15 protein-coding genes are annotated in these 20,937 nt (G+C 38.6%); all 15 read left to right on the top strand.

All coding sequences use genetic code 11. The features are described 5' to 3' along the window. Positions 1-48 precede the first annotated feature (48 nt). The 15 genes from AC4G3O_RS15710 to AC4G3O_RS15640 all read left to right on the top strand — a co-directional run bounded on the left by AC4G3O_RS15710 (position 49) and on the right by AC4G3O_RS15640 (position 20,921). Positions 49-768, top strand: coding sequence for a response regulator transcription factor (locus AC4G3O_RS15710; RefSeq protein WP_066108894.1), 720 nt, complete (start codon positions 49-51; stop codon positions 766-768). Further along, complete coding sequence (pnpS, locus tag AC4G3O_RS15705) at positions 765-2,534, top strand: two-component system histidine kinase PnpS (protein WP_066108890.1); 1,770 nt, start codon at positions 765-767, stop codon at positions 2,532-2,534. The genes AC4G3O_RS15710 and pnpS overlap by 4 nt, the downstream gene beginning before the upstream one ends. Positions 2,535-2,812: 278 nt before the next feature. Continuing rightward, entirely contained in the window at positions 2,813-5,440 is a 2,628-nt protein-coding gene (polA, locus tag AC4G3O_RS15700; protein ID WP_139892804.1) for a DNA polymerase I, read from the top strand. 21 nt (positions 5,441-5,461) lie between these two features. Beyond that, on the top strand, positions 5,462-6,292 hold the full coding sequence (gene mutM, locus AC4G3O_RS15695; RefSeq protein WP_066108883.1) for a DNA-formamidopyrimidine glycosylase: 831 nt from the start codon (positions 5,462-5,464) through the stop codon (positions 6,290-6,292). Positions 6,293-6,362: 70 nt separating this feature from the next. Beyond that, positions 6,363-7,001 carry a sporulation membrane protein YtaF gene (gene ytaF / locus AC4G3O_RS15690; RefSeq protein ID WP_066108879.1) on the top strand — a complete coding sequence of 213 codons (639 nt, stop codon included), beginning with the start codon at positions 6,363-6,365 and terminating at the stop codon, positions 6,999-7,001. Positions 7,002-7,017: 16 nt separating this feature from the next. After that, complete coding sequence (coaE, locus tag AC4G3O_RS15685; protein ID WP_066108877.1) at positions 7,018-7,614, top strand: dephospho-CoA kinase; 597 nt, start codon at positions 7,018-7,020, stop codon at positions 7,612-7,614. A gap of 172 nt (positions 7,615-7,786) precedes the next feature. Next, positions 7,787-8,815 (top strand): glyceraldehyde-3-phosphate dehydrogenase, encoded by a 1,029-nt coding sequence (locus tag AC4G3O_RS15680; RefSeq protein WP_066108875.1) that lies wholly within the window; start codon positions 7,787-7,789, stop codon positions 8,813-8,815. 315 nt (positions 8,816-9,130) lie between these two features. After that, positions 9,131-9,511 carry an adenosylmethionine decarboxylase gene (gene speD / locus AC4G3O_RS15675; RefSeq protein WP_066108871.1) on the top strand — a complete coding sequence of 127 codons (381 nt, stop codon included), beginning with the start codon at positions 9,131-9,133 and terminating at the stop codon, positions 9,509-9,511. 248 nt (positions 9,512-9,759) lie between these two features. After that, complete coding sequence (gene nrdR / locus AC4G3O_RS15670; RefSeq protein WP_066108869.1) at positions 9,760-10,218, top strand: transcriptional regulator NrdR; 459 nt, start codon at positions 9,760-9,762, stop codon at positions 10,216-10,218. Between the two features lie 72 nt (positions 10,219-10,290). Further along, positions 10,291-11,667, top strand: coding sequence for a replication initiation and membrane attachment family protein (locus AC4G3O_RS15665; RefSeq protein ID WP_066108866.1), 1,377 nt, complete (start codon positions 10,291-10,293; stop codon positions 11,665-11,667). A 17-nt stretch (positions 11,668-11,684) separates the two neighbouring features. Then, positions 11,685-12,626: a primosomal protein DnaI gene (gene dnaI, locus AC4G3O_RS15660; RefSeq protein ID WP_066108861.1), complete on the top strand. Its 942-nt coding sequence runs from the start codon at positions 11,685-11,687 to the stop codon at positions 12,624-12,626. Positions 12,627-12,897: 271 nt separating this feature from the next. Beyond that, a complete protein-coding gene (locus AC4G3O_RS15655; RefSeq protein ID WP_254654738.1) occupies positions 12,898-13,752 on the top strand; it encodes a putative sporulation protein YtxC in 855 nt (284 codons plus the stop codon). Positions 13,753-14,122: 370 nt separating this feature from the next. Then, complete coding sequence (gene thrS / locus AC4G3O_RS15650) at positions 14,123-16,051, top strand: threonine--tRNA ligase (protein ID WP_066108853.1); 1,929 nt, start codon at positions 14,123-14,125, stop codon at positions 16,049-16,051. Between the two features lie 530 nt (positions 16,052-16,581). Then, positions 16,582-18,894, top strand: a complete 2,313-nt coding sequence (gene yicI / locus AC4G3O_RS15645) for an alpha-xylosidase (RefSeq protein WP_066108851.1) — start codon at positions 16,582-16,584, stop codon at positions 18,892-18,894. After that, positions 18,891-20,921, top strand: coding sequence for a beta-galactosidase (locus AC4G3O_RS15640; protein ID WP_066108847.1), 2,031 nt, complete (start codon positions 18,891-18,893; stop codon positions 20,919-20,921). Before yicI ends, AC4G3O_RS15640 begins: the two co-directional genes overlap by 4 nt. The last annotated feature ends 16 nt before the right edge of the window (positions 20,922-20,937 follow it).

Here is a 20,937-nt window from a genome sequence, read left to right as displayed (position 1 = left end):
TGTTCATATATAATGGTTAGTATAGTGAAAAAATAGCAGGAGGGGCCAATGAGTAAAAAAGTCCTTGTAGTGGAAGACGAACAATCAATTATTACCTTACTAACCTATAATCTGGAACAAGCCGGCTATCAGGTTATTAAAGCAATGGATGGTGAGACAGGTAAAAGAATGGCTATAGCTGAGTCACCAGATATCATTATTCTAGATTTGATGCTGCCTAAACTGGATGGCATTGAGGTATGTAAAATCTTGAGACAAAATAAAATTATGACTCCAATTCTTATGTTAACAGCAAAGGATGAGGAATTTGATAAAGTGCTTGGGCTAGAATTGGGAGCAGATGATTATATGACAAAGCCATTTAGCCCGAGAGAAGTTGTGGCCAGAGTGAAGGCTCTCCTTAGGAGAGCTGGGATGGGAAATTCCGGGCAGGATACTTCTTTAGAAAAACAAGAAACAAGCAATTTGAGAATTGGAGAGTTACAAATATATCCGGACAGATATGAAGCATATATGAGAGAGGAGTTACTTGAGCTAACTCCGAAGGAATTTGAGCTGTTAGAGTATCTTGCGAGGAATAAATCCAGAGTTCTGACAAGAGATCAGCTCCTTAATGTGATATGGAACTATGATTTTGCCGGAGATACTCGAATTGTCGATGTCCATATTAGTCACTTGCGTGAAAAAATTGAACAAGATACGAAAAAGCCTGATTATATTAAAACCGTACGCGGGTTGGGATATAAACTTGAGGAACCAAGGCAATGAAAAAGTTCAAGCTTAAAATAACTGCAGAGATAGCAGCCATCACTATTATTATACTTCTATGCTTTGGTTTGTTAATTGGGAAATTACTTCTTTATTATTATGATAAGTCTGTAATGAATCACCTTAAGGAAGAAGGGCAATTGGTAACTCTATACCTGGGTGATGCTGATAACGGCAATGATTTAGAGATGAAGTCTAATAAGTTGAACAATCATTTGCGCTCATCCTTTCTAATCATGAATAAGGAAGGGCGTATCCTGTATAAAACAGACAAGCCTTCGGGCTGGAAAAACTGGGATGATTCAGCATCCCTTACAGAATATATGGGAGATATAAGAACGGACAAGCAAATAGGAAAGAAATCCGATATCAGAACAGGGCCATCCTATTACTATATGGACGATTATTCGTTGGATACTGGGGAAACAGGCCATTTCATATTGGTTTCAAATGAAGATTCCTCTCTATATACAAAAGTATGGTTTATACTCTTGGGCTGTTTGGGATTCGCCTGTGTGATGATCGTCCTGTTTGTATTTCAGTTAATCAAGAAGTTTGCGATTCCTATAGAAAGTGCTACAAAAGCTGCTCTGGAATTAACGAGAGGTAACTATCGGGCCCGTTCTTATGTCGGTAGAAATAATGAAAATGGAATTCTTAATCATTCTATTAATACTGTTGCCCGAAATTTGCAGGAAATGAAAATTGCTCATGAAATCCAAAAAGACAGATTGAGTACACTGATTGAAAATATGGGTAGCGCCCTGTTATTAATCGATGATAAAGGGTTTATCAGTATGATTAACCATGCCTATATTGATCTTTTCAAGGTAGAGGAAGAAGAATATTTATCTGAACTCTATTATAAAGTGATCAAACATGAAGAAATTAATGCGATTATTGAAGAAATCTTTATGGCTGAACAAAAATTAAAGAAACAAATCGTATTGACGATTGGAATTGAGCGGAAGAATTTTGAGGTATACGGTGCACCAATTATGGGACCTAAGGGAGAATGGAAGGGTATTCTACTTGTTTTCCATGATATCACTGAGCTAAAGAAATTAGAGTCAGTAAGGAAACAATTTGTTGCCAATGTGTCTCATGAACTGAATACACCGGTTACATCTATTAAGGGATTTTCGGAAACGCTCCTTGATGGAGCCATGCATGATCCGCAGGCATTAGAGCACTTCTTATCTATTATTTTAAAGGAAAGCGACAGGCTGCAGGCTTTAATAAAGGAATTACTGGAGCTTTCAAAAGTGGAGCAACAAGGCTTCCGGCTCGATATACAGGAAATTGATATTGTTCCTGTTTTATCCGATACGTATGCCATGCTTGAGAAAAAAGCATCGAAGAAACATATTCAGTTCGAGATCCAGGATTTTAAAAAGCCTATTATGTGTGAAGCAGATACATTCAGGCTTAAACAAGTATGCCTTAATCTTGTTAGTAACGCGATTTCCTATACCCCGTCATATGGGAAAGTACAAATAACTGCAAAAGAAGAATCTGATAAAATTTATATTGCTATCGAGGATACCGGAATTGGCATAGAGGAAAAGGAGTTTCCTCGTATATTTGAAAGATTTTATCGAGTGGATAAAGACCGTAGCCGGGAATCAGGAGGAACGGGATTGGGACTTGCAATAGCTAAGCATATTATGGAGGCACATGAGGGAGAAATAACGGTAGAAAGCCAAAAGAATGTAGGAACCACTTTTACAATCATACTTCCTAAATACCAGGCCAAGCATACATAGGCCTGATGACTTCCAGCTTAAAAGAGTCCTATGACAAATCCAAACCGGTGTAATTGAATAAATAGAACTGAACCGTCATTTTTCTTTCAAACTCTAGTCATGATAAAATAGAGTGGATAAGTGAAGTGACGGTTTTTATCAGGCCTGAATCAGTAAAATGTCTCAAATCCTGATAAAAGCATTTATAAGGCACACCTGTTATGATGAATGATTCGGTGGCCGTATTTAAATTATGCTATATGTTAATGAAAATATATATATGGATACTGGAGGTAACCATGAAGAAAAAATTGATTTTAATCGATGGAAACAGCATTGCCTATCGGGCGTTTTTTGCATTGCCATTACTGAATAACGAGAAGGGTGTACACACAAATGCCATCTATGGTTTTGCGATGATGCTCAACAAAATCATTTCAGAGGAAAATCCTACTCATATATTAGTTGCTTTTGATGCCGGGAAAACAACGTTCAGACACAGTACATATAAAGAATACAAAGGCGGACGTCAAAAGACGCCACCTGAATTATCAGAGCAATTTCCTTTTATTCGAGAATTACTGGATGCATACGGAATCTCTCGCTATGAGTTAACGAATTATGAAGCCGACGATATTATCGGAACACTTGCTCTTGAAGCTGAAAAAGGGGATTATGAAGTACAAATTATCTCCGGCGATAAAGATTTAACCCAGCTTGCTACGGATAAAACGACTGTACGTATTACCCGTAAAGGGATTACGGATATGGAGGATTATACACCGGAGCATATTCGTGAAAAGTATAACTTAACGCCGAATCAAATAATTGATTTAAAAGGATTAATGGGGGATGCTTCAGATAATATTCCTGGAATCCCGGGTGTAGGTGAGAAAACTGCCTTAAAATTGTTGAATCAATTTGGAACAGTTGAGAAGGTAGTGGCTTCCCCTGATGAAATCAGCGGAAAAAAACTAAAAGAAAAAGTGGAAGAATTCAAGGACCAAGCTATTTTAAGTAAGCAGTTGGCAACAATTGAAACAAATGCTCCAATTGAGGTAGAGCTTGAATCAATTGATTATGCGGGTGCAGACCAGGAAAAGCTGCTGTCTATCTATAGGGAGCTTGGATTTGCAACCTTAATTGAAAAAATGGAACCAGCTGCAAAAGAAGAGATGGCCGTCCTTGAAGAGATTGACTATAAGGCAGTGGAAGAAGTGACGGAAGATATGCTGACAGCAGAGTCCTCACTCTATCTAGAACTGCTTGATCCGAATTATCATACTGCAAAAGTAATTGGCATAGCTATTTCAAATGAAAATGGAACATTCTTTATCGATAAGGACAAGGCTGCAGGATCCCCTCTTTTCAAAGAGTGGGCAGAGAATCCTGAATATAAAAAAACAGTGTATGATGCCAAACAAAGTATTGTGGCATTAAGCCATGATGGGATTGCTTTAAAAGGAATTGAATTTGATGTTTATCTGGCATCCTATGTTTTAAATCCAGCTGAACCGGATGTTGATATGGCGGATCTTGCTAAAAAACATAATGCCGGACATATTCAAACAGATGAGAGTTTTTATGGAAAAGGAGCGAAACGTTCAATTCCGCCGGTTGCTGAATTGGGTGAGCATATTGCCCGGAAAGCTTTATCGTTAACACTGATTAAGGAAAGCCTGGAAAGACAGCTGGAGGAATTCAATCAAATAGGATTGCTGCAGGATCTAGAACTGCCGCTTGCTCTTATCCTGGCTGAAATGGAAATTACGGGTGTGAAGGTCGATGAGAACCGTTTGAAAGAAATGGGAGCTGAACTTGCAGGCAGATTAAAGGACATCGAAGCTAAAATTTATGAAATGGCCGGTGAATCCTTTAATATTAATTCACCGAAGCAGCTTGGAGTTATCCTGTTTGAAAAATTAAATTTACCTATTATTAAAAAGACGAAGACAGGCTATTCCACATCAGCAGATATACTTGAAAAATTAGAGAGCAAGCATAGTATTGTCCGGGAAATTCTTCATTATAGACAGCTGGGGAAATTGCAATCAACCTATATTGAGGGACTTTTAAAAGTTATACATGATGATCAGAAGGTTCATACGAGGTTCAATCAGGCATTAACTCAAACTGGACGACTTAGTTCAACAGACCCTAACCTGCAAAATATTCCGATCAGACTTGAAGAAGGCAAAAAAATCAGACAGGCTTTCGTTCCATCTGAAGAAGGCTGGGTCATTTTTGCGGCTGATTATTCTCAAATTGAACTGCGTGTTCTGGCCCATATAGCGGGAGATGAAAACCTGATAGATGCCTTTAACTCAGATATGGACATCCACACAAGAACGGCTATGGATGTATTTCATGTGGATGCTGATCAGGTGACATCAAATATGAGAAGACAGGCTAAAGCGGTGAACTTTGGAATTGTGTATGGTATCAGTGATTATGGACTATCGCAAAGTCTTGGAATTACCAGAAAAGAAGCTGGAATCTTTATTGATCGCTATTTAGAGAGCTTCCCTGGTGTTCAGCAATACATGAAGGATATTGTAGAAGAGGCGAAGGAAAATGGATATGTAAGTACTTTATTGCAGCGCCGAAGATATATACCTGAAATTAATAATCGGAACTTCAATGTTCGTGGTTTTGCAGAAAGAACAGCTATGAATACACCAATTCAGGGCAGTGCTGCAGATATTATCAAATTGGCGATGATTCGAATGAATGCCAGATTAAAGAAAGAAAATTTACAGACTAGAATGCTGCTTCAGGTGCACGATGAATTGATTTTTGAGGCGCCACCTGAAGAGTTGGATATATTAAAGAAAATTGTTCCGGAAGAAATGGAAAATGCAATTGAATTAGCGGTTCCATTAAAAGTGGACTATTCTTTTGGCAACACCTGGTATGATGCTAAATAGGAATAAAAGGGGTGAAAAGGTATGCCTGAATTACCTGAGGTCGAAACAATCAGAAGGACCCTCGAAGTTTTGGTACTTGGAAAAACAATTGATGATGTGGATATACGCTGGGCAAAAATTATAAAAGAGCCGGATGATGCTGAACTGTTTCGTATGCTTTTAAAAGGGCAAACCATTCATGAGATTGGGAGGCGAGGTAAATTCCTGATTTTCCATTTAGATGATTACAGTCTTGTTTCCCATTTACGGATGGAAGGGAAATACGGTCTTTATGATGAAACGGAACCGGCAGATAAGCATACGCATGTTATATTCAAATTTACGGATCAAACGGAATTGAGATACAGAGATGTCCGTAAGTTTGGCACGATGCATCTGCATACAAAGGGGACAGAATTGGAAGTATTGCCACTTTCAAAAGTAGGACCTGAGCCTTTTTCAGATGAATTTACACCAGATTACTTAAGCACAGCACTCAGTAAGACAAATCGTTTTATAAAAACGGTATTATTGGATCAAAGAGTAGTTGCAGGTCTTGGTAATATCTATGTGGATGAAGCATTGTTCCATTCCGGTATCCATCCTGAACGGCCGGCATCCACATTGACAAAAGAGGAAATAGAAAAACTATATACATCCATTAAGGAAACTCTTGCTACCGCCATTGAAAAAGGTGGAAGTACAGTACGATCCTATGTGAATTCACAGGGCCAAATCGGCATGTTTCAGCTCGAGCTGTTTGCATATTCGAGAAAAGGACAGCCTTGTAAAATTTGCGGAACAAACATGGAAAGAATTATTGTTGGAGGCAGAGGGACCATCTACTGTCCTGAATGTCAGCCATTAGCCTAACTGAATATGAACATAAGATGGGCTCCTTTCATATAGTAGGGTATTGATTATGGAAAGGAGTCCCTATGAAATGGAGCACATAGCATCAATAGTATTATTGGCATTGGCAGTGAGTCTGGATAGTTGCGGTGTGGGAATAACCTATGGAATGCGAAAAGTAAGTATACCGATTCGCTCCATCATCATCATTGCCGGTTGCTCTGCATTAAGCCTAGCATTCGGTATGTTAATGGGATCGTTAAGCGAGCATTTGATGGCACATTCCTGGACCGGTAAGCTAGGAGGATTTATCTTGCTGGTGCTTGGAATTTGGACACTTTCAAGTTACTTCAAGCGAAATGAAGATAATTGTCCCTATGTGGATGAAAGAACCTTATTCCAATTAGAAATAAAGTCTATTGGGCTGGTTATTCATATACTTAAAAAGCCATTAAGTGCAGACTTTGACCGTTCCGGGACCATTACTGGATTAGAGGCTTTCTTTCTAGGATTAGCCTTATCATTAGATGGATTTGGAGCTGGAATAGGTGCTGGTATACTTCATTATCCCCTGTTTATTCAGGTGACTCTCTGTTTTGGTATGAGTGCTTTATTAATGACTGTGGGTATAAAAGCGGGAAAATATCTGCAGGATTCCATTATGGCAAAGGTCTTTTCATTTATTCCGGGTTTAGTACTTATTTTTCTTGGGTTAACCAAAATAATTTAATAGGGAATGGAATGCTATGGGGAAAATATTCGGAGTTACAGGAGGGATTGCCAGTGGAAAGAGCAGCGTCAGCAAATGGCTCATTTCCAAGGGTTACCCTGTTATTGATGCAGATATCGCAGCTAGAAAAGTCGTCGAGCCTGGTATGCCAGCATTAGAGGAAATTAAAAATGTATTTGGTCAGGATATTTGTTTACCTGATGGGACATTAGACCGAAAAAAATTAGGTTCCATCGTATTTTCAAACTCTGAAAAACGGCAAATGTTAAATGGAATTGTTCATCCGGCAGTCAGGAAATGGATGATGGAAGAAACGGAGAAAGCGTTACACCAGGGGAAAGAACTCGTTTTCATGGACATTCCCCTATTGTTTGAAAGTAATTTGACGCATATGGTAGAGGGTATTATTCTTGTGTATGTAAAGCCCGAGGTCCAGTTAAAGAGATTAATGGCGCGGGATCATTTTACTGAGGAAGAAGCACTTGCGAGAATACGAGCACAAATGCCAATTGATGATAAGAAAAAATTGGCCGATTATATTGTTGACAATAACGGAGAATTTTTTGAGACGGAAGAGCAACTCATTGATCTAATTAAACAATTGAATGTATAACCAATAGAAAGGCTATCTGAGGGATAACGACCCTGGGATAGTCTTTTTTTGTATAAAGTACCATTTAATTTGGATAATTTGGGTATTTAAACCATGCAGCATTTTATTAAATGTGTTATACTAATTACATCATTTTTATAATAAGTATAACTTATATATAGGAGGAAGTTAAATGAGTGCAAGAGTTGCTATCAATGGGTTTGGCCGAATTGGCAGAATGGTTTTCCGAAAAGCAATATTGGATGAGCATCTTGAAATCGTAGCCATTAATGCTAGCTATCCGCCTGAAACATTAGCACATTTAATTAAATATGATACGAATCATGGTCCATTTAATGGTGATGTACATGCTATGGATGATCATTTATTGATAAATGGTAAAAAAGTTCTTTTGCTAAATAATCGCAATCCTGAATTCCTGCCTTGGAAAAATCTTGGGATTGATATCGTAATCGAAGCAACTGGGAAATTTAATCATCGTGATCAAGCAGCTCTTCATTTAAATGCCGGTGCAAAACGAGTCGTTTTAACAGCTCCCGGGAAGAATGAGGACGTCACGATTGTAATGGGTGTTAACGAGGATACATTGGATATCAATAAACACCTTGTTATTTCTAATGCATCCTGCACAACTAACTGTCTCGCTCCTGTTGTAAAAGTACTCGATGAACAATTTGGAATTGACAATGGTCTTATGACAACCGTTCATGCATATACAAATGATCAAAATAATATCGATAACCCGCACAAAGATTTACGCAGAGCTCGTGCCTGTGCACAAAGTATCATACCTACCACAACTGGAGCAGCCAAAGCACTCTCACTGGTGCTTCCTCATTTAAAAGGAAAACTCCATGGTATTGCGTTGAGAGTACCAACTCCAAACGTCTCTTTAGTTGATTTGGTAGTAGATTTAAAAAGAGAAGTTACTGTTAATGAAATCAATCAAGCGTTTAAAACAGCAGCTGAAGGATCATTGGCCGGTATTATCCAATACAGCACAGAGCCGCTTGTTTCGATTGATTTTAATACGAATCCACATTCGGCTATTGTAGATGCACTCTCAACAATGGTGATTGGTGCAAATAAAGTGAAAGTGCTTGCCTGGTATGACAATGAGTGGGGATACTCATGCAGAGTGGTAGAATTAGTAAACCATGTGGCACGCCTTCTTCAGGAGGATAAGGTGAAAGTAAGTTAATAATAATAAACAATATCTATTACGGTCTGGCTGTCTTTCTGAAAAAAAAGGCGGTTCAGGCCGTTCTTTGATTCATATTCTAGAATAAACTAAGAAAAACAATTAATGTACATTTAGTGGTAATTATTAACTAATATTGAATTGTATGATTGCTTTTGAAATATAAACCATATATACTAAATGTCGTAAACTTCATCATCCTGGCAGTACTACTTAAAGGGTTAGGACCTCTCAGGACTAACTTTCCCCCGTGGTAGTAAAGGCCAGAAACGAAGATAATTATAATTCGTTTAAATGCTAAAGGGGGAATTGAACATGCATACAATAGGTCGTCATGTCATTTCTGAATTATGGGGCTGTGATTTATCTAAATTGAACGATGTTAATCAGATTGAACAAATATTCGTGGACGCTGCTTTACGATCTGGAGCTGAAGTTAGAGAAGTAGCCTTCCATAAGTTTGCGCCACAGGGAGTAAGCGGAGTAGTCATTATATCTGAATCACATTTAACCATTCATAGTTTTCCGGAACATGGTTATGCGAGTATTGATGTATATACATGCGGTGACTTAGATCCTAATGTGGCTGCTGATTTTATAGCTGAAGCCTTAAACGCTCAGGTTAGGGAACACATTGAAATCCCGCGAGGCATGGGTCCTGTTGCTGTCAGCCATGTTCTTGCTAAAGCATTATAAATAAAAAATATTTAAGAGATGTCCTTTTGTGTTGACTCAAAAAAGCTAGATTCAAACTCTAACTTTTAGGGGTGCAGTACATATGCATCTCTTTTTTTTGTGGCAAACGTCTTTACTTGCCCATTATTTACTTTTCTCCGATAGTATTGGCCGTATCATAGATAAAAAATAGCATTTTATGCAAACAGACTTGTCCTATTCGATTTGTTTTAATAAGATAGAACTATAGAAAAGGACGGTGCTAATCTATGATATGTCCAACGTGCCAACATAATGGGACAAGAGTGCTGGATTCCCGCCCTGCGGATGAAGGACGTTCAATACGTAGAAGAAGAGAATGCGAATCCTGTAGTTATCGTTTTACTACATTTGAAAAGGTAGAAGAAATTCCGCTAATTGTGGTAAAAAAAGATGGCGCACGGGAAGAATATAGCAGAGAAAAAATCCTAAGAGGTTTAATCCGAGCTTGTGAAAAGCGTCATGTTGCTCTTAAAGAACTGGAAGAGATTGCAACTGATGTTGAAAAAGAAATAAGAAATCAAGGATTTTCTGAAATAAAAAGTGATTTAATAGGTGAAATGGTTATGGATAGGCTGGCTGAGTTGGATGAAGTGGCCTATGTCCGTTTCGCTTCTGTGTATCGTCAATTTAAGGATATAAATGTCTTTATTGACGAATTGAAAGAATTAATGAAAAAAGAGGATTAAGTAGAGCTGAAGACAGTTTCTTTAGCTCTTTTTTCAACTATAAAAACCCGAAGTACGAAAGGTTTGTAGACAATGCAATTTTCATGGAAGTTTGTAAATCCTAAAGACAGATATGTTGTACTATATAAAGAAAAGCTATCAGAAATGGACCATAAATCGATTCAATATTTATATCAGCCACTTGTAGGAGGATTGGCTGTTTCTTTGTATATGACCTTATTAAACGAAGTCAATACAGGTAACATGTATTCCAGACAAACGACACATCGTTGGTTAATGGATGTACTTGGTTTACCTTTGGATGAGATATTTCAATACCGAAAAAGGCTTGAAGGAATCGGGTTATTAAAAACATATAAAAAAGCAACTCCGGAAGGTAATGTTTTTATTTATGAGATTCTTTGTCCTTTAAGTCCGGATAAATTTTTCCATGATGATTTGCTGCCTATTTATCTGAAGCAAAAACTAGAAGAGAGACATTACGAACGGCTGCTCACGATGTTTGCGGATAAACGTATACCGGATGATTATGAGGAAATAACACAATCGTTCAATGAAGTGTTTGCATCTGAATTTCGCAATCCAAAAGAAATCATCAGCTCGGAAACTGATCAAAACATGCAATTCTTCTCAAAGGACCCACAGGGATATAGCCATAATTTAATGGAGCAATTTGATTTCGAGTTATTATTTGCGACGGCTAAAAATAGCTTTATATCGAGAAAAGCGTTTACTCCAAATGTGATGGAATCCATCGCGATGCTGTCGTATTTATATAAAATTAATGTAATGGATATGAGCAAGTTGATTTTACGCTGTCAAAATCAACATAATGAAATTGATATAGACGAACTCAGAAAATGTGCCAGAGAGTTTTTCCACATCAATCATGGTGAAGAAATGCCGACACTGATTGAACAGAAACAGCCTGAGTATGAACGTACGATCATAGAACCTAAAACACCCGAGGAGCATTTGCTGTATACCTTTGAAACAACCTCTCCATTGGAGTTTTTAGTCAGCCTTTCGCAAGGAGCAATGCCTTCCGACAATGATTTGGCACTTGTAGAAAAGGTCATGGTCAATCAAAAACTTCCTCCTGGAGTCGTTAATGTCCTTCTGCACTATGTCATGTTAAAATCAGATATGAAATTGCAATCAAACTATGTGGAGACAATTGCTTCGCACTGGGCGAGGAAAAATATCACCACCGTACGTGAAGCCTATGAGATGGCTTTGAGTGAGCATAAGAAATACCAAACCTGGGCTAATGAGAAAAAGACGAAAACAAATAAATCAACACGCCGTACATCGGGTAATGCGAGGAAGGAAATCGTTCCTGATTGGCTGGATGAAACAAAGAAGAAAGAGCCAGTTGCCCAATCCACTGAAATTGCTGAGCGGGTAAGAAAGCTCAAGGAAAAATTGCAAAATGAAAATTCTAAATAAACAGGAGGTGTATAAGAATGAAAAATATACAGGATGCACTGAATCAGCTCGGGAAGCGTGAGAACTTTCAACAAAGATTGGATGAAATGAGAAATATTGTTTTAAAAGATCCTGATGTCCGTTTATTTATAAATGAACATAGCAGTCAGCTGACAAGCGACATGATTGAAAAAAGCATGAATAAGCTCTACGAGTTCTCCACTCAAACGAAGACATGTGACGAATGTCCTTCTTTATCTGAATGTAAAAATCTTCTTCAGGGTCATCATCCGCACCTGTTTATTCAGGGGAAACGGATTGATGTTCGGTATGAACCCTGTCATAAAAAACGCAGGCAGGAAGAGAAGAATCGATTACGTAAGCTGATCCGTGCCAGCCATGTACCAAAAGAAATTGTGGAGGCTTCTTTTTCTAATTTGATTTGGGATGAGTATACGACCGAAGCACGTGTGGAGGCAGTCGAAAAGGCAAAGAATTTTGTTGACTCATATATAAATGGTGCTGGTCATAAAGGGCTCTATTTATACGGTGAATTTGGGGTAGGTAAAACCTATTTGCTTGGTGCGATTGCAAATGCACTGTCTGAAGAGGGCGTTTCATCACATATTGTGTACTGGCCTGAATATTTAAGAGAATTAAAAGGGTCCTTCGCGGAAAATTCCTATAACCAAAAGGTGGATGCCTTAAAGGAAGTTCCTATTTTGATGATTGATGATATTGGAGCAGAAACGATGAGTGCCTGGTCGCGTGATGATGTACTGGGACCGATCCTTCAATATCGAATGCATGAAAATCTTCCAACCTTTTTTACCTCCAATTTTAACATGAAACAATTGGAACACCATTTCACGTATTCTCAGCGTGGAGATGAAGAACTGGTTAAAGGTAAAAGGATCATGGAGAGAGTCCGTAATTTAACGGAGCCAATTGAAATGGACGGAAAAAATCGCAGAGATTAAAGAGAATAAAAGGTTTGGCAAAGAGGCAGCTCGCAAAAAAGGGGCTGTCTCTTTTTAGATATTACTATTCCTTAATAAGCTAACAGACCTGGCATGAAATAAATTGACTGGAATTCATATGATATGTAGGCAATAGTACAGCGGCTCTGTACAGTCTGCCATGATGCTTTTATTTTACATCTAATTTTATCCATCCATTCTAAAGGGTTGCCATGTCCCATATACATAAAACTAGGAGTTCCGATAGTCTGGAGGGATAGGGTTGCTTACGATGTATTTTGATTCACAGGAAGAACAGGCTAATTGGCATGTTCGATTTAAGAACAGCGATTTTTTTATCCGACAGGCAATTCATTCTGTTCATAAGGATGGCCAAAAGTCTGTCTCCTTTCTTTGGGACCCGGATCAGGAGGAAATTTTTTGTCACGCACTCATTGATGCTTTATATACATTTTTCTCTACCTATCATCTGGAATGCAAAATTCGGGATGTGATTCGGGAACGCTTTTTATATGAGGATGAAGATGAAATTAGCCAGATTGCAGAAATCGCATTGCTCATGTGGGATGGTGAAGCTGCCTACTGCGGTAGCCATCACCTTTCAGAACAATTAAAAAAACAAGTCAAGTATCTCCTGCAGGAAGTAGTTAAACAAAGAATTGATTTTTCGTTTCGATCCTTATGGAATTTCCGTTTAAGGGATATCCATGAATCGCTTGTTACATTAGTTGGATTTGCGATTGATGAGTATAAGCTTGAGCAGGATTATCAGGAATTTATCTCTGTGCTAAGACGATTGATAGAGGAGCGGAATCCACAGATTGATGAAATTCATTTAGTTTATCATGAAGAATTTCAATTTTATAATCGATATTTTGAGCCAATTTCTAAACAAGATATTCTTAAAGTGATTGACCGTAAATTGATGGCTGAGAATCCTATGTTTATTGATTCAAACACCATTGCACCGCTGGTTTCCTTAGCACCGAAACGAATTCATATTTATGCGGATGATGAAGATAATCGTGTAATCACTACATTGAGGAAAATTTTCGAGGAAAGAATCCTTTTATTCCGAATCAGTTACTTCCATGAACAGGTTAAAAAGGTAGAAGAGCGTTCATAATGATAAAAGAATAGAAAGTGACTTGCTTTTGTCCTCATAAGCTTTTATAATAACCTACATACAAGTTTATAATCGATAGGTTACGATAAGGACATGAGTGTTTTAAAAAGCTGTGAACAGAGAGGGAAGCCAGTGGCTGCAAGCTTCCTCATAGACTTGAAATGCTTACCGCCTTTGAACTTCAGCCAGGAAAACATATTTGGGTGATTATTGGCTGACGGGAACTCCGTTAAAAGATACAAGTGCCGGAAAAGCTGAACCATCAGCACCGGAATTTGGGTGGAACCGCGGGTTTGTTTAGTATACAATAGCTCGTCCCTTAATTTATCAGGGACGGGCTTTTTATTATGTAGAAAAAGGAGTGGCTCACATGGCTGAAATGATCAAAATTACATTTCCAGATGGCGCGGTAAAGGAATTTGAATCTGGAATTACAACTGAGCAAATTGCTTCTTCCATTAGTTCTGGATTAAAGAAAAAAGCAATTGCAGGAAAGGTAAACGGAGCATTATATGATTTGCGCCGACCAATTACAGAGGATGCGTCAGTAGAGATTGTGACTCCGGATCAACCGGAAGCCCTGGAGGTATTGCGCCACAGTACAGCGCATTTATTAGCACAGGCAGTTAAACGTATTTATAAAGATGTTAAATTCGGTGTAGGCCCAGTAATTGAAGGCGGCTTCTATTATGATATGGATTTAGAGAAATCCATTACACCGGAAGACCTTCCTTTAATCGAAAAAGAAATGAAGAAAATCATTAATGCGAATATTGATATTGTCCGTAAAGAAGTCAGCCGTGCTGAAGCGAAGCGTCTATTTGAAGAAATTGGCGATGAGTATAAGCTGGAATTGATTGATGCGATTCCTGAAGAGGAAACTGTAACGATTTATGAACAAGGTGAATTTTTTGACCTTTGCCGAGGTGTTCATGTACCTTCAACTGGCAAAATTAAAGAATTTAAGCTATTGAATATTGCGGGGGCCTACTGGCGTGGAGACAGCGATAATAAAATGCTTCAACGTGTGTATGGAACTGCATTCTTCAAGAAAGAAGATTTGGACGAGCATTTACGTCTGTTAGAAGAAGCGAAAGAACGTGATCACCGTAAAATTGGGAAAGAGCTTGATTTATTCATGAACTCTCAATTAATTGGACAAGGCCTTCCGTTATGGCTTCCAAAAGGTGCAACGATTCGCCGCGTCATTGAACGCTATATTGTGGATAAGGAACAAAAGCTTGGCTATGACCATGTGTATACACCAATCATGGGAAGTGTTGACCTCTATAAAACTTCCGGCCACTGGGATCACTATCAGGAAAATATGTTCCCAGTAATGGATATGGATAATGAACAGCTGGTTCTTCGTCCAATGAACTGCCCGCATCACATGATGATTTATAAAAACGATATTCACAGCTATCGTGAGCTTCCAATTCGGATTGCTGAATTGGGTATGATGCATAGATATGAAATGTCCGGTGCATTGGCAGGCCTGCAACGGGTACGTGGAATGACATTAAATGATGCTCACGTATTTGTACGTCCTGACCAAATAAAAGATGAATTCAAACGTGTTGTTACTTTGATTCTGGAAGTGTATAAAGACTTCGGCATGGAGAACTATTCCTTCCGTCTTTCTTACCGTGATCCGGCGGATAAAGAAAAATACTTTGATGATGATGCAATGTGGGAAAGAGCTCAATCCATGCTGAAAGAAGCAATGGATGAGATGGGTCTTGACTATTTCGAAGCAGAAGGCGAAGCCGCTTTCTACGGACCTAAATTGGATGTTCAAGTTAAAACAGCGCTTGGAAAAGATGAGACTCTTTCCACAGTACAGCTTGACTTCTTGCTGCCTGAACGTTTTGACCTTACGTATGTTGGAGAAGACGGCAAACAGCATCGCCCAGTTGTTATTCACCGTGGGGTTGTTTCAACTATGGAACGTTTCGTTGCGTTCTTAATTGAGGAATACAAAGGAGCTTTCCCTACTTGGTTAGCACCAGTTCAGGTTCAGGTAATTCCAGTATCTCCGGATGTTCATCTTGATTATGCAAAAGAAATTGAAGCGAGCCTTCAACGTGCAGGTTTACGTGTAGAAGTAGACCTACGCGATGAAAAAATGGGCTATAAGATTCGTGAAGCTCAAATGCTAAAAATCCCTTACATGCTTGTGGTGGGAGACCAGGAACAAGAAAATGGTAATGTTAACGTTCGTAAGTATGGAGAACAGAAATCAGAGACTATGCCATTTGATGAGTTCTTGACTTTGATTAAAGGTGAATTGAAATAAAACTCTAGATGATAAGGGGCCTATCCGAATTTGGATAGGCCCTTTTTATTAAGAATCCAGCTTTTGTGGTGGATTATATTATAATTTGCTATAAAGAAGAGCGCCTATGCTCTTCTTTTTTATACTTAAATTTCAAGGTAACTTCATGATTTACCTTCAAACTTGAAAGAGGGTTAAAAGCTGGTTTTCCCCATTATCCTTATCCCCATGATGAACAACTATCTAATAATAATAAGATTACTGCAAACTCAGCCTCTAGGCACTTTTCGCCATTCTATCTAATTTTGTCCTGATTTTTTCTTTAATTCACAGGGTGTTCACTCCTGATTTCCCTCTGTAAAATGGAAGAGAGCTAGTTGATATAAAAAAATGTAAGCGCATTAATTTTGTTCGACAGATGAAAGTTCTAATAATTTAGTAACAGGTAAATGCAATTGGCTCATTCTAATCAGATTACTCAAATTCGATTTTTTGATCTACTTTTTTAAAGAGGTATGCTGCAACTCAATTTTTGAAAAGGGTGATTATATATGAAATTTAGCAATGGGAATTGGCTGGATAAGGAAGGCTATCAGCTTCATTATCCAATGGAAGTCTACGATGTGGAAAAGGATGATAATAAACTATCGATTTTTGCTCCGTTTACAAAAATTCTACATAGAGGAAAAACATTGGACGGAGGGTTAATGACCATTGAGTTATCTTCACCTCTTGAGGATGTTATTTCTGTCAAACTGCTTCATCATATTGGAGCACCGATGAGAGGGCCGGAATTTGAACTGGCAAAACAGAATCCAGACGTTTATATAGAGGAAGCGGATGAAGAGATATCGTATCAGAGCGGAAATCTGCGGGCTTCTATTAGAAAAAAAGGGGATTGGAATATTGATTTCTTTTCTGGGGATGAACGAATTGTATCCAGTCAAAGTATGGGGATGAGCTATATTTTGACTGATAAAAAAGAGCCCTATATGCGAGAACAATTAACATTAGATGTTGGGGAATTAATCTATGGATTAGGAGAAAGGTTTACACCGTTTGTGAAAAATGGACAAACGGTTGATATATGGAATGAAGATGGCGGTACAAGCAGTGAACAAGCTTATAAAAATATACCGCTTTATCTAAGTAATAAAGGCTATGGAGTTTTTGTGAACCATCCAGAGAAAGTATCATTTGAGATTGGATCAGAAAAAGTCTCTAAAGCACAATTTAGTGTACCAGGTGAAAGCCTGGAGTATTTTATTATAAATGGATCGACAATGAAGGATGTACTAGAAAAGTATACAACTTTAACAGGGAAGCCAAGCCTACCACCGGCATGGACATTTGGTCTATGGTTAAGTACGTCATTTACAACAGATTATGACGAAGAGACTGTAAATCATTTTATCGATGGAATGCTGGAAAGAGATATTCCATTGGATGTTTTTCATTTTGATTGCTTTTGGATGAAGGAATTTGAATGGTGTAATTTTGAGTGGGATAAGCGCGTTTTTCCTGAACCGGAAAGCATGTTGAAAAGGCTGAAGGATAAAGGGTTAAAAATCTGTTTGTGGATTAATCCATATATCGGACAGAAATCTCCATTATTTAAAGAGGGACTGGAAAATGGTTATTTCATTAAGCGTAAGGATGGACATGTTTGGCAATGGGATAAGTGGCAGCCGGGGTTGGCGGTTGTAGATTTCACCAATCCTGAAGCATGCAAATGGTTTGAGGAAAAGCTTGAAGCTTTAATTGATATGGGGGTAGATAGCTTTAAAACAGATTTCGGTGAGCGGATTCCTACGGATGTTGTCTATCATGATGGTTCTGACCCGCAGAAAATGCATAATTACTATACGTATTTATATAACAAAATCGTCTATGAGTTATTAGAAAGAAAGCTTGGAAAGGGAGAAGCAGCTGTCTTTGCCCGATCAGCTTCTGTTGGAAGCCAGAAATTCCCTGTCCATTGGGGCGGAGATTGCTGGTCCACTTATCCATCAATGGCAGAATCATTACGAGGGGGCTTGTCTTTCGGCTTATCAGGATTTAGTTACTGGAGCCATGATATTGCGGGCTTTGAACATGGAGCTACACCTGATTTGTATAAGCGTTGGACTCAATTTGGCTTGTTATCCTCTCACAGCCGTTATCATGGTAATACTGAATATAAGGTTCCTTGGATCTATGATGAAGAAGCGGTGGATGTCACACGAACTTTTACAAAATTAAAAAATTCATTAATGCCTTATTTATACAGAATGGCACGTGAGTCAGCGGAAACCGGTGTTCCTATGATGAGGCCTATGATCCTTGAATATATGGAGGATGAATCGTGCCATTATTTAGATCGCCAATATATGTTAGGAGATTCTCTATTAGTTGCTCCAATCTTTAATGAAGATGGAAAAGTAACATACTATTTGCCAAAGGGTAAATGGACAAACTTCCTGACAAATGAGGTCGTCGACGGAGGAACATGGCAGGCGGAGGAACATGGGTATATGACATTACCATTAATGGCAAAACCAAACTCTCTTATTGCGGTAGGCTCTGTTGATTCTACAGCAGTTTATGATTATGCAGAGGAAGTAACTTTTCATTTATTTGAACTGGAAGAAGGTAAAACCGTAAACTCACATATCTATAACCAAAATGGTGAGAATGTGTGCAGGATTACGATTTCCCGCTCAGGTAATACGTTAATCGTAGAAGGGGAGAGAGTTTCCAAACCATATTCACTCGTCATTCGAAATAGAAAAAGCGTCTTAGCTGTTAAGGGCGGGGAAAGTATAGAAACAGAACAGGGTGTATGTATCCATCCAAATGAAAATAGGGTAGTGATTGAACTATGATTCACCAACAAATTAAAAAAATTGTTTATGGCGGAGATTATAATCCTGAACAATGGCCTGAAGAGATTTGGCAGGAGGATATGCGGATTACAAGACTCGCAGATATAGACATCATGACAATTAATGTATTTGCCTGGGCTATGCTGCAGCCTAAAGAGGATGAATACGATTTCTCATTGCTTGATAGAGTGATGGATTTGTTGGCAGAAAATAAGATTTATGCATGTTTAGCAACAAGTACGGCTGTTCATCCAGCTTGGATGGCCAGGAAGTATAATGATTTGTTACGTGTGGATTTTGATGGCAGAAAACGAAAATTTGGATTACGCCATAATTCTTGTCCGAACAGTTCTTCCTACCGCCACTTTTCAGCAAGACTAGTAGAGGAAATTGCTAAGCGTTATCAAAACCATCCTGCTCTCACACTATGGCATGTCTCTAATGAATATGGAGGGGATTGTTATTGTGAAAACTGTGAAAAGGCATTTCGAGTTTGGCTGAGAAGAAAATATAACACGTTGAATGAATTAAATCGGGTCTGGAATACACGATTTTGGGGACATACATTCTATGACTGGGATGAAATTGTCCTGCCAAATAATTTAAGTGAGCATTTAGGAAACTCAGATTACACAGCCTTTCAGGGGATTTCACTCGATTATCGCCGTTTTAACTCTGATAGTATGCTGGAATGCTATAAATTGGAATATGACATTATCAAAAAATACACTCCTGATATAAAGGTAACCACTAATTTAATGGGAACATACAAGCCGTTAGATTATCAAAAGTGGGCGAACTATATGGATATTATCTCGTGGGATAATTATCCTGAGGTAGGATCTCCGGTAAGTAAGGAAGCAATGCGGAATGATTTAATGCGAGGGTTGAAGCAAGGAGAACCGTTCATGTTAATGGAACAAACACCGAGTGTAACAAATTGGCAGCCATATAATGCGCTAAAGCGGCCTGGTGTCATGCGCCTGCAAAGTCTTCAGGCTGTCGCTCATGGAGCAGATAGTGTGATGTTTTTCCAAATTCGTCGCTCTATTGGCGCCTGTGAAAAATTCCATGGAGCCGTAATTGATCATGCCGGACACGAACATACACGTGTATTTAAAGAGTGCGCTGAGCTGGGGAAAGAATTGACTGCACTTGGGGATACAATTATCGATTCAAGAGTGAAAGCGAAAGTCGCGATTGTTTTTGACTGGGATAACTGGTGGGCCGTGGAACTTTCAAGTGGTCCAAGCAGAGATTTGAATTATGAACAAGAGGTATGGAAATTTTATCATGCGTTATTTGAGCAAAATATTCAGGTTGATATCATAGCTGAGAATGATGATTTTAACTCGTATGAGGTTGTCATTGCGCCCGTTCTCTATATGACCAAGGCTGGTTTTAAAGAGAAGGCGGAAGCGTTTACTGAAAATGGGGGTTCCTTTATCACTACTTTTTTCAGCGGCATAGTCGATGAACATGATTTAGTCATAGGAGGAGGATATCCAGGCCATTTGCGTCATTTACTTGGGATTTGGGTGGAAGAAATTGATGCTTTGCCGCCTGGAAAAACGAATCATATTTTAATGGCTTCCTCTCAAAAAGATATATACCAGCCATCCTATTCATGTTCATTGCTTTGTGATCTTCTCCACCTTGAAGGGGCTGAGGCATTAGCTTTCTATGGTGAAGATTTTTATAAAGGAATGCCAGCAGTTACTCGGAATCAATATGGTAATGGGTATGCCTACTATATTGCATCCAGTGTGGATCCTGAGTTTCTTCGTGATTTCCTGGCAAATGTATGTAGAGAGCGAAATGTGAAGCCGGTGCTTACTGCTCCAAAAGGAGTTGAAGTATCAAAACGCGAAAAGAATGGTGAAGAGATCATTTTTATATTGAACCATAATGAAAATGAGGAAATGATTCAGGTGGATGACTCCTATTTTGATTTGATTCATCAACGGGAATACTCCGGTTCAATAGCAATCTCAGGCAGAGATGTTGTTATTTTATCTAAGATTTAATGGAGAGAGGACAGGA

This window comes from Bacillus sp. z14 (2026), assembly GCF_058313575.1.
The sequence above is the reverse complement of the archived record's forward strand: the minus strand, read 5'-3'. Positions and strand labels throughout refer to the sequence as shown.

Coding starts and splice junctions, on each gene's coding strand:
- AC4G3O_RS15710 (WP_066108894.1), top strand. CDS start 49: ATGAGTAAAAAAGTCCTTGTAGTGGAAGACGAACAATCAATTATTACC.
- pnpS (WP_066108890.1), top strand. CDS start 765: ATGAAAAAGTTCAAGCTTAAAATAACTGCAGAGATAGCAGCCATCACT.
- polA (WP_139892804.1), top strand. CDS start 2,813: ATGAAGAAAAAATTGATTTTAATCGATGGAAACAGCATTGCCTATCGG.
- mutM (WP_066108883.1), top strand. CDS start 5,462: ATGCCTGAATTACCTGAGGTCGAAACAATCAGAAGGACCCTCGAAGTT.
- ytaF (WP_066108879.1), top strand. CDS start 6,363: ATGGAGCACATAGCATCAATAGTATTATTGGCATTGGCAGTGAGTCTG.
- coaE (WP_066108877.1), top strand. CDS start 7,018: ATGGGGAAAATATTCGGAGTTACAGGAGGGATTGCCAGTGGAAAGAGC.
- AC4G3O_RS15680 (WP_066108875.1), top strand. CDS start 7,787: ATGAGTGCAAGAGTTGCTATCAATGGGTTTGGCCGAATTGGCAGAATG.
- speD (WP_066108871.1), top strand. CDS start 9,131: ATGCATACAATAGGTCGTCATGTCATTTCTGAATTATGGGGCTGTGAT.
- nrdR (WP_066108869.1), top strand. CDS start 9,760: ATGATATGTCCAACGTGCCAACATAATGGGACAAGAGTGCTGGATTCC.
- AC4G3O_RS15665 (WP_066108866.1), top strand. CDS start 10,291: ATGCAATTTTCATGGAAGTTTGTAAATCCTAAAGACAGATATGTTGTA.
- dnaI (WP_066108861.1), top strand. CDS start 11,685: ATGAAAAATATACAGGATGCACTGAATCAGCTCGGGAAGCGTGAGAAC.
- AC4G3O_RS15655 (WP_254654738.1), top strand. CDS start 12,898: ATGTATTTTGATTCACAGGAAGAACAGGCTAATTGGCATGTTCGATTT.
- thrS (WP_066108853.1), top strand. CDS start 14,123: ATGGCTGAAATGATCAAAATTACATTTCCAGATGGCGCGGTAAAGGAA.
- yicI (WP_066108851.1), top strand. CDS start 16,582: ATGAAATTTAGCAATGGGAATTGGCTGGATAAGGAAGGCTATCAGCTT.
- AC4G3O_RS15640 (WP_066108847.1), top strand. CDS start 18,891: ATGATTCACCAACAAATTAAAAAAATTGTTTATGGCGGAGATTATAAT.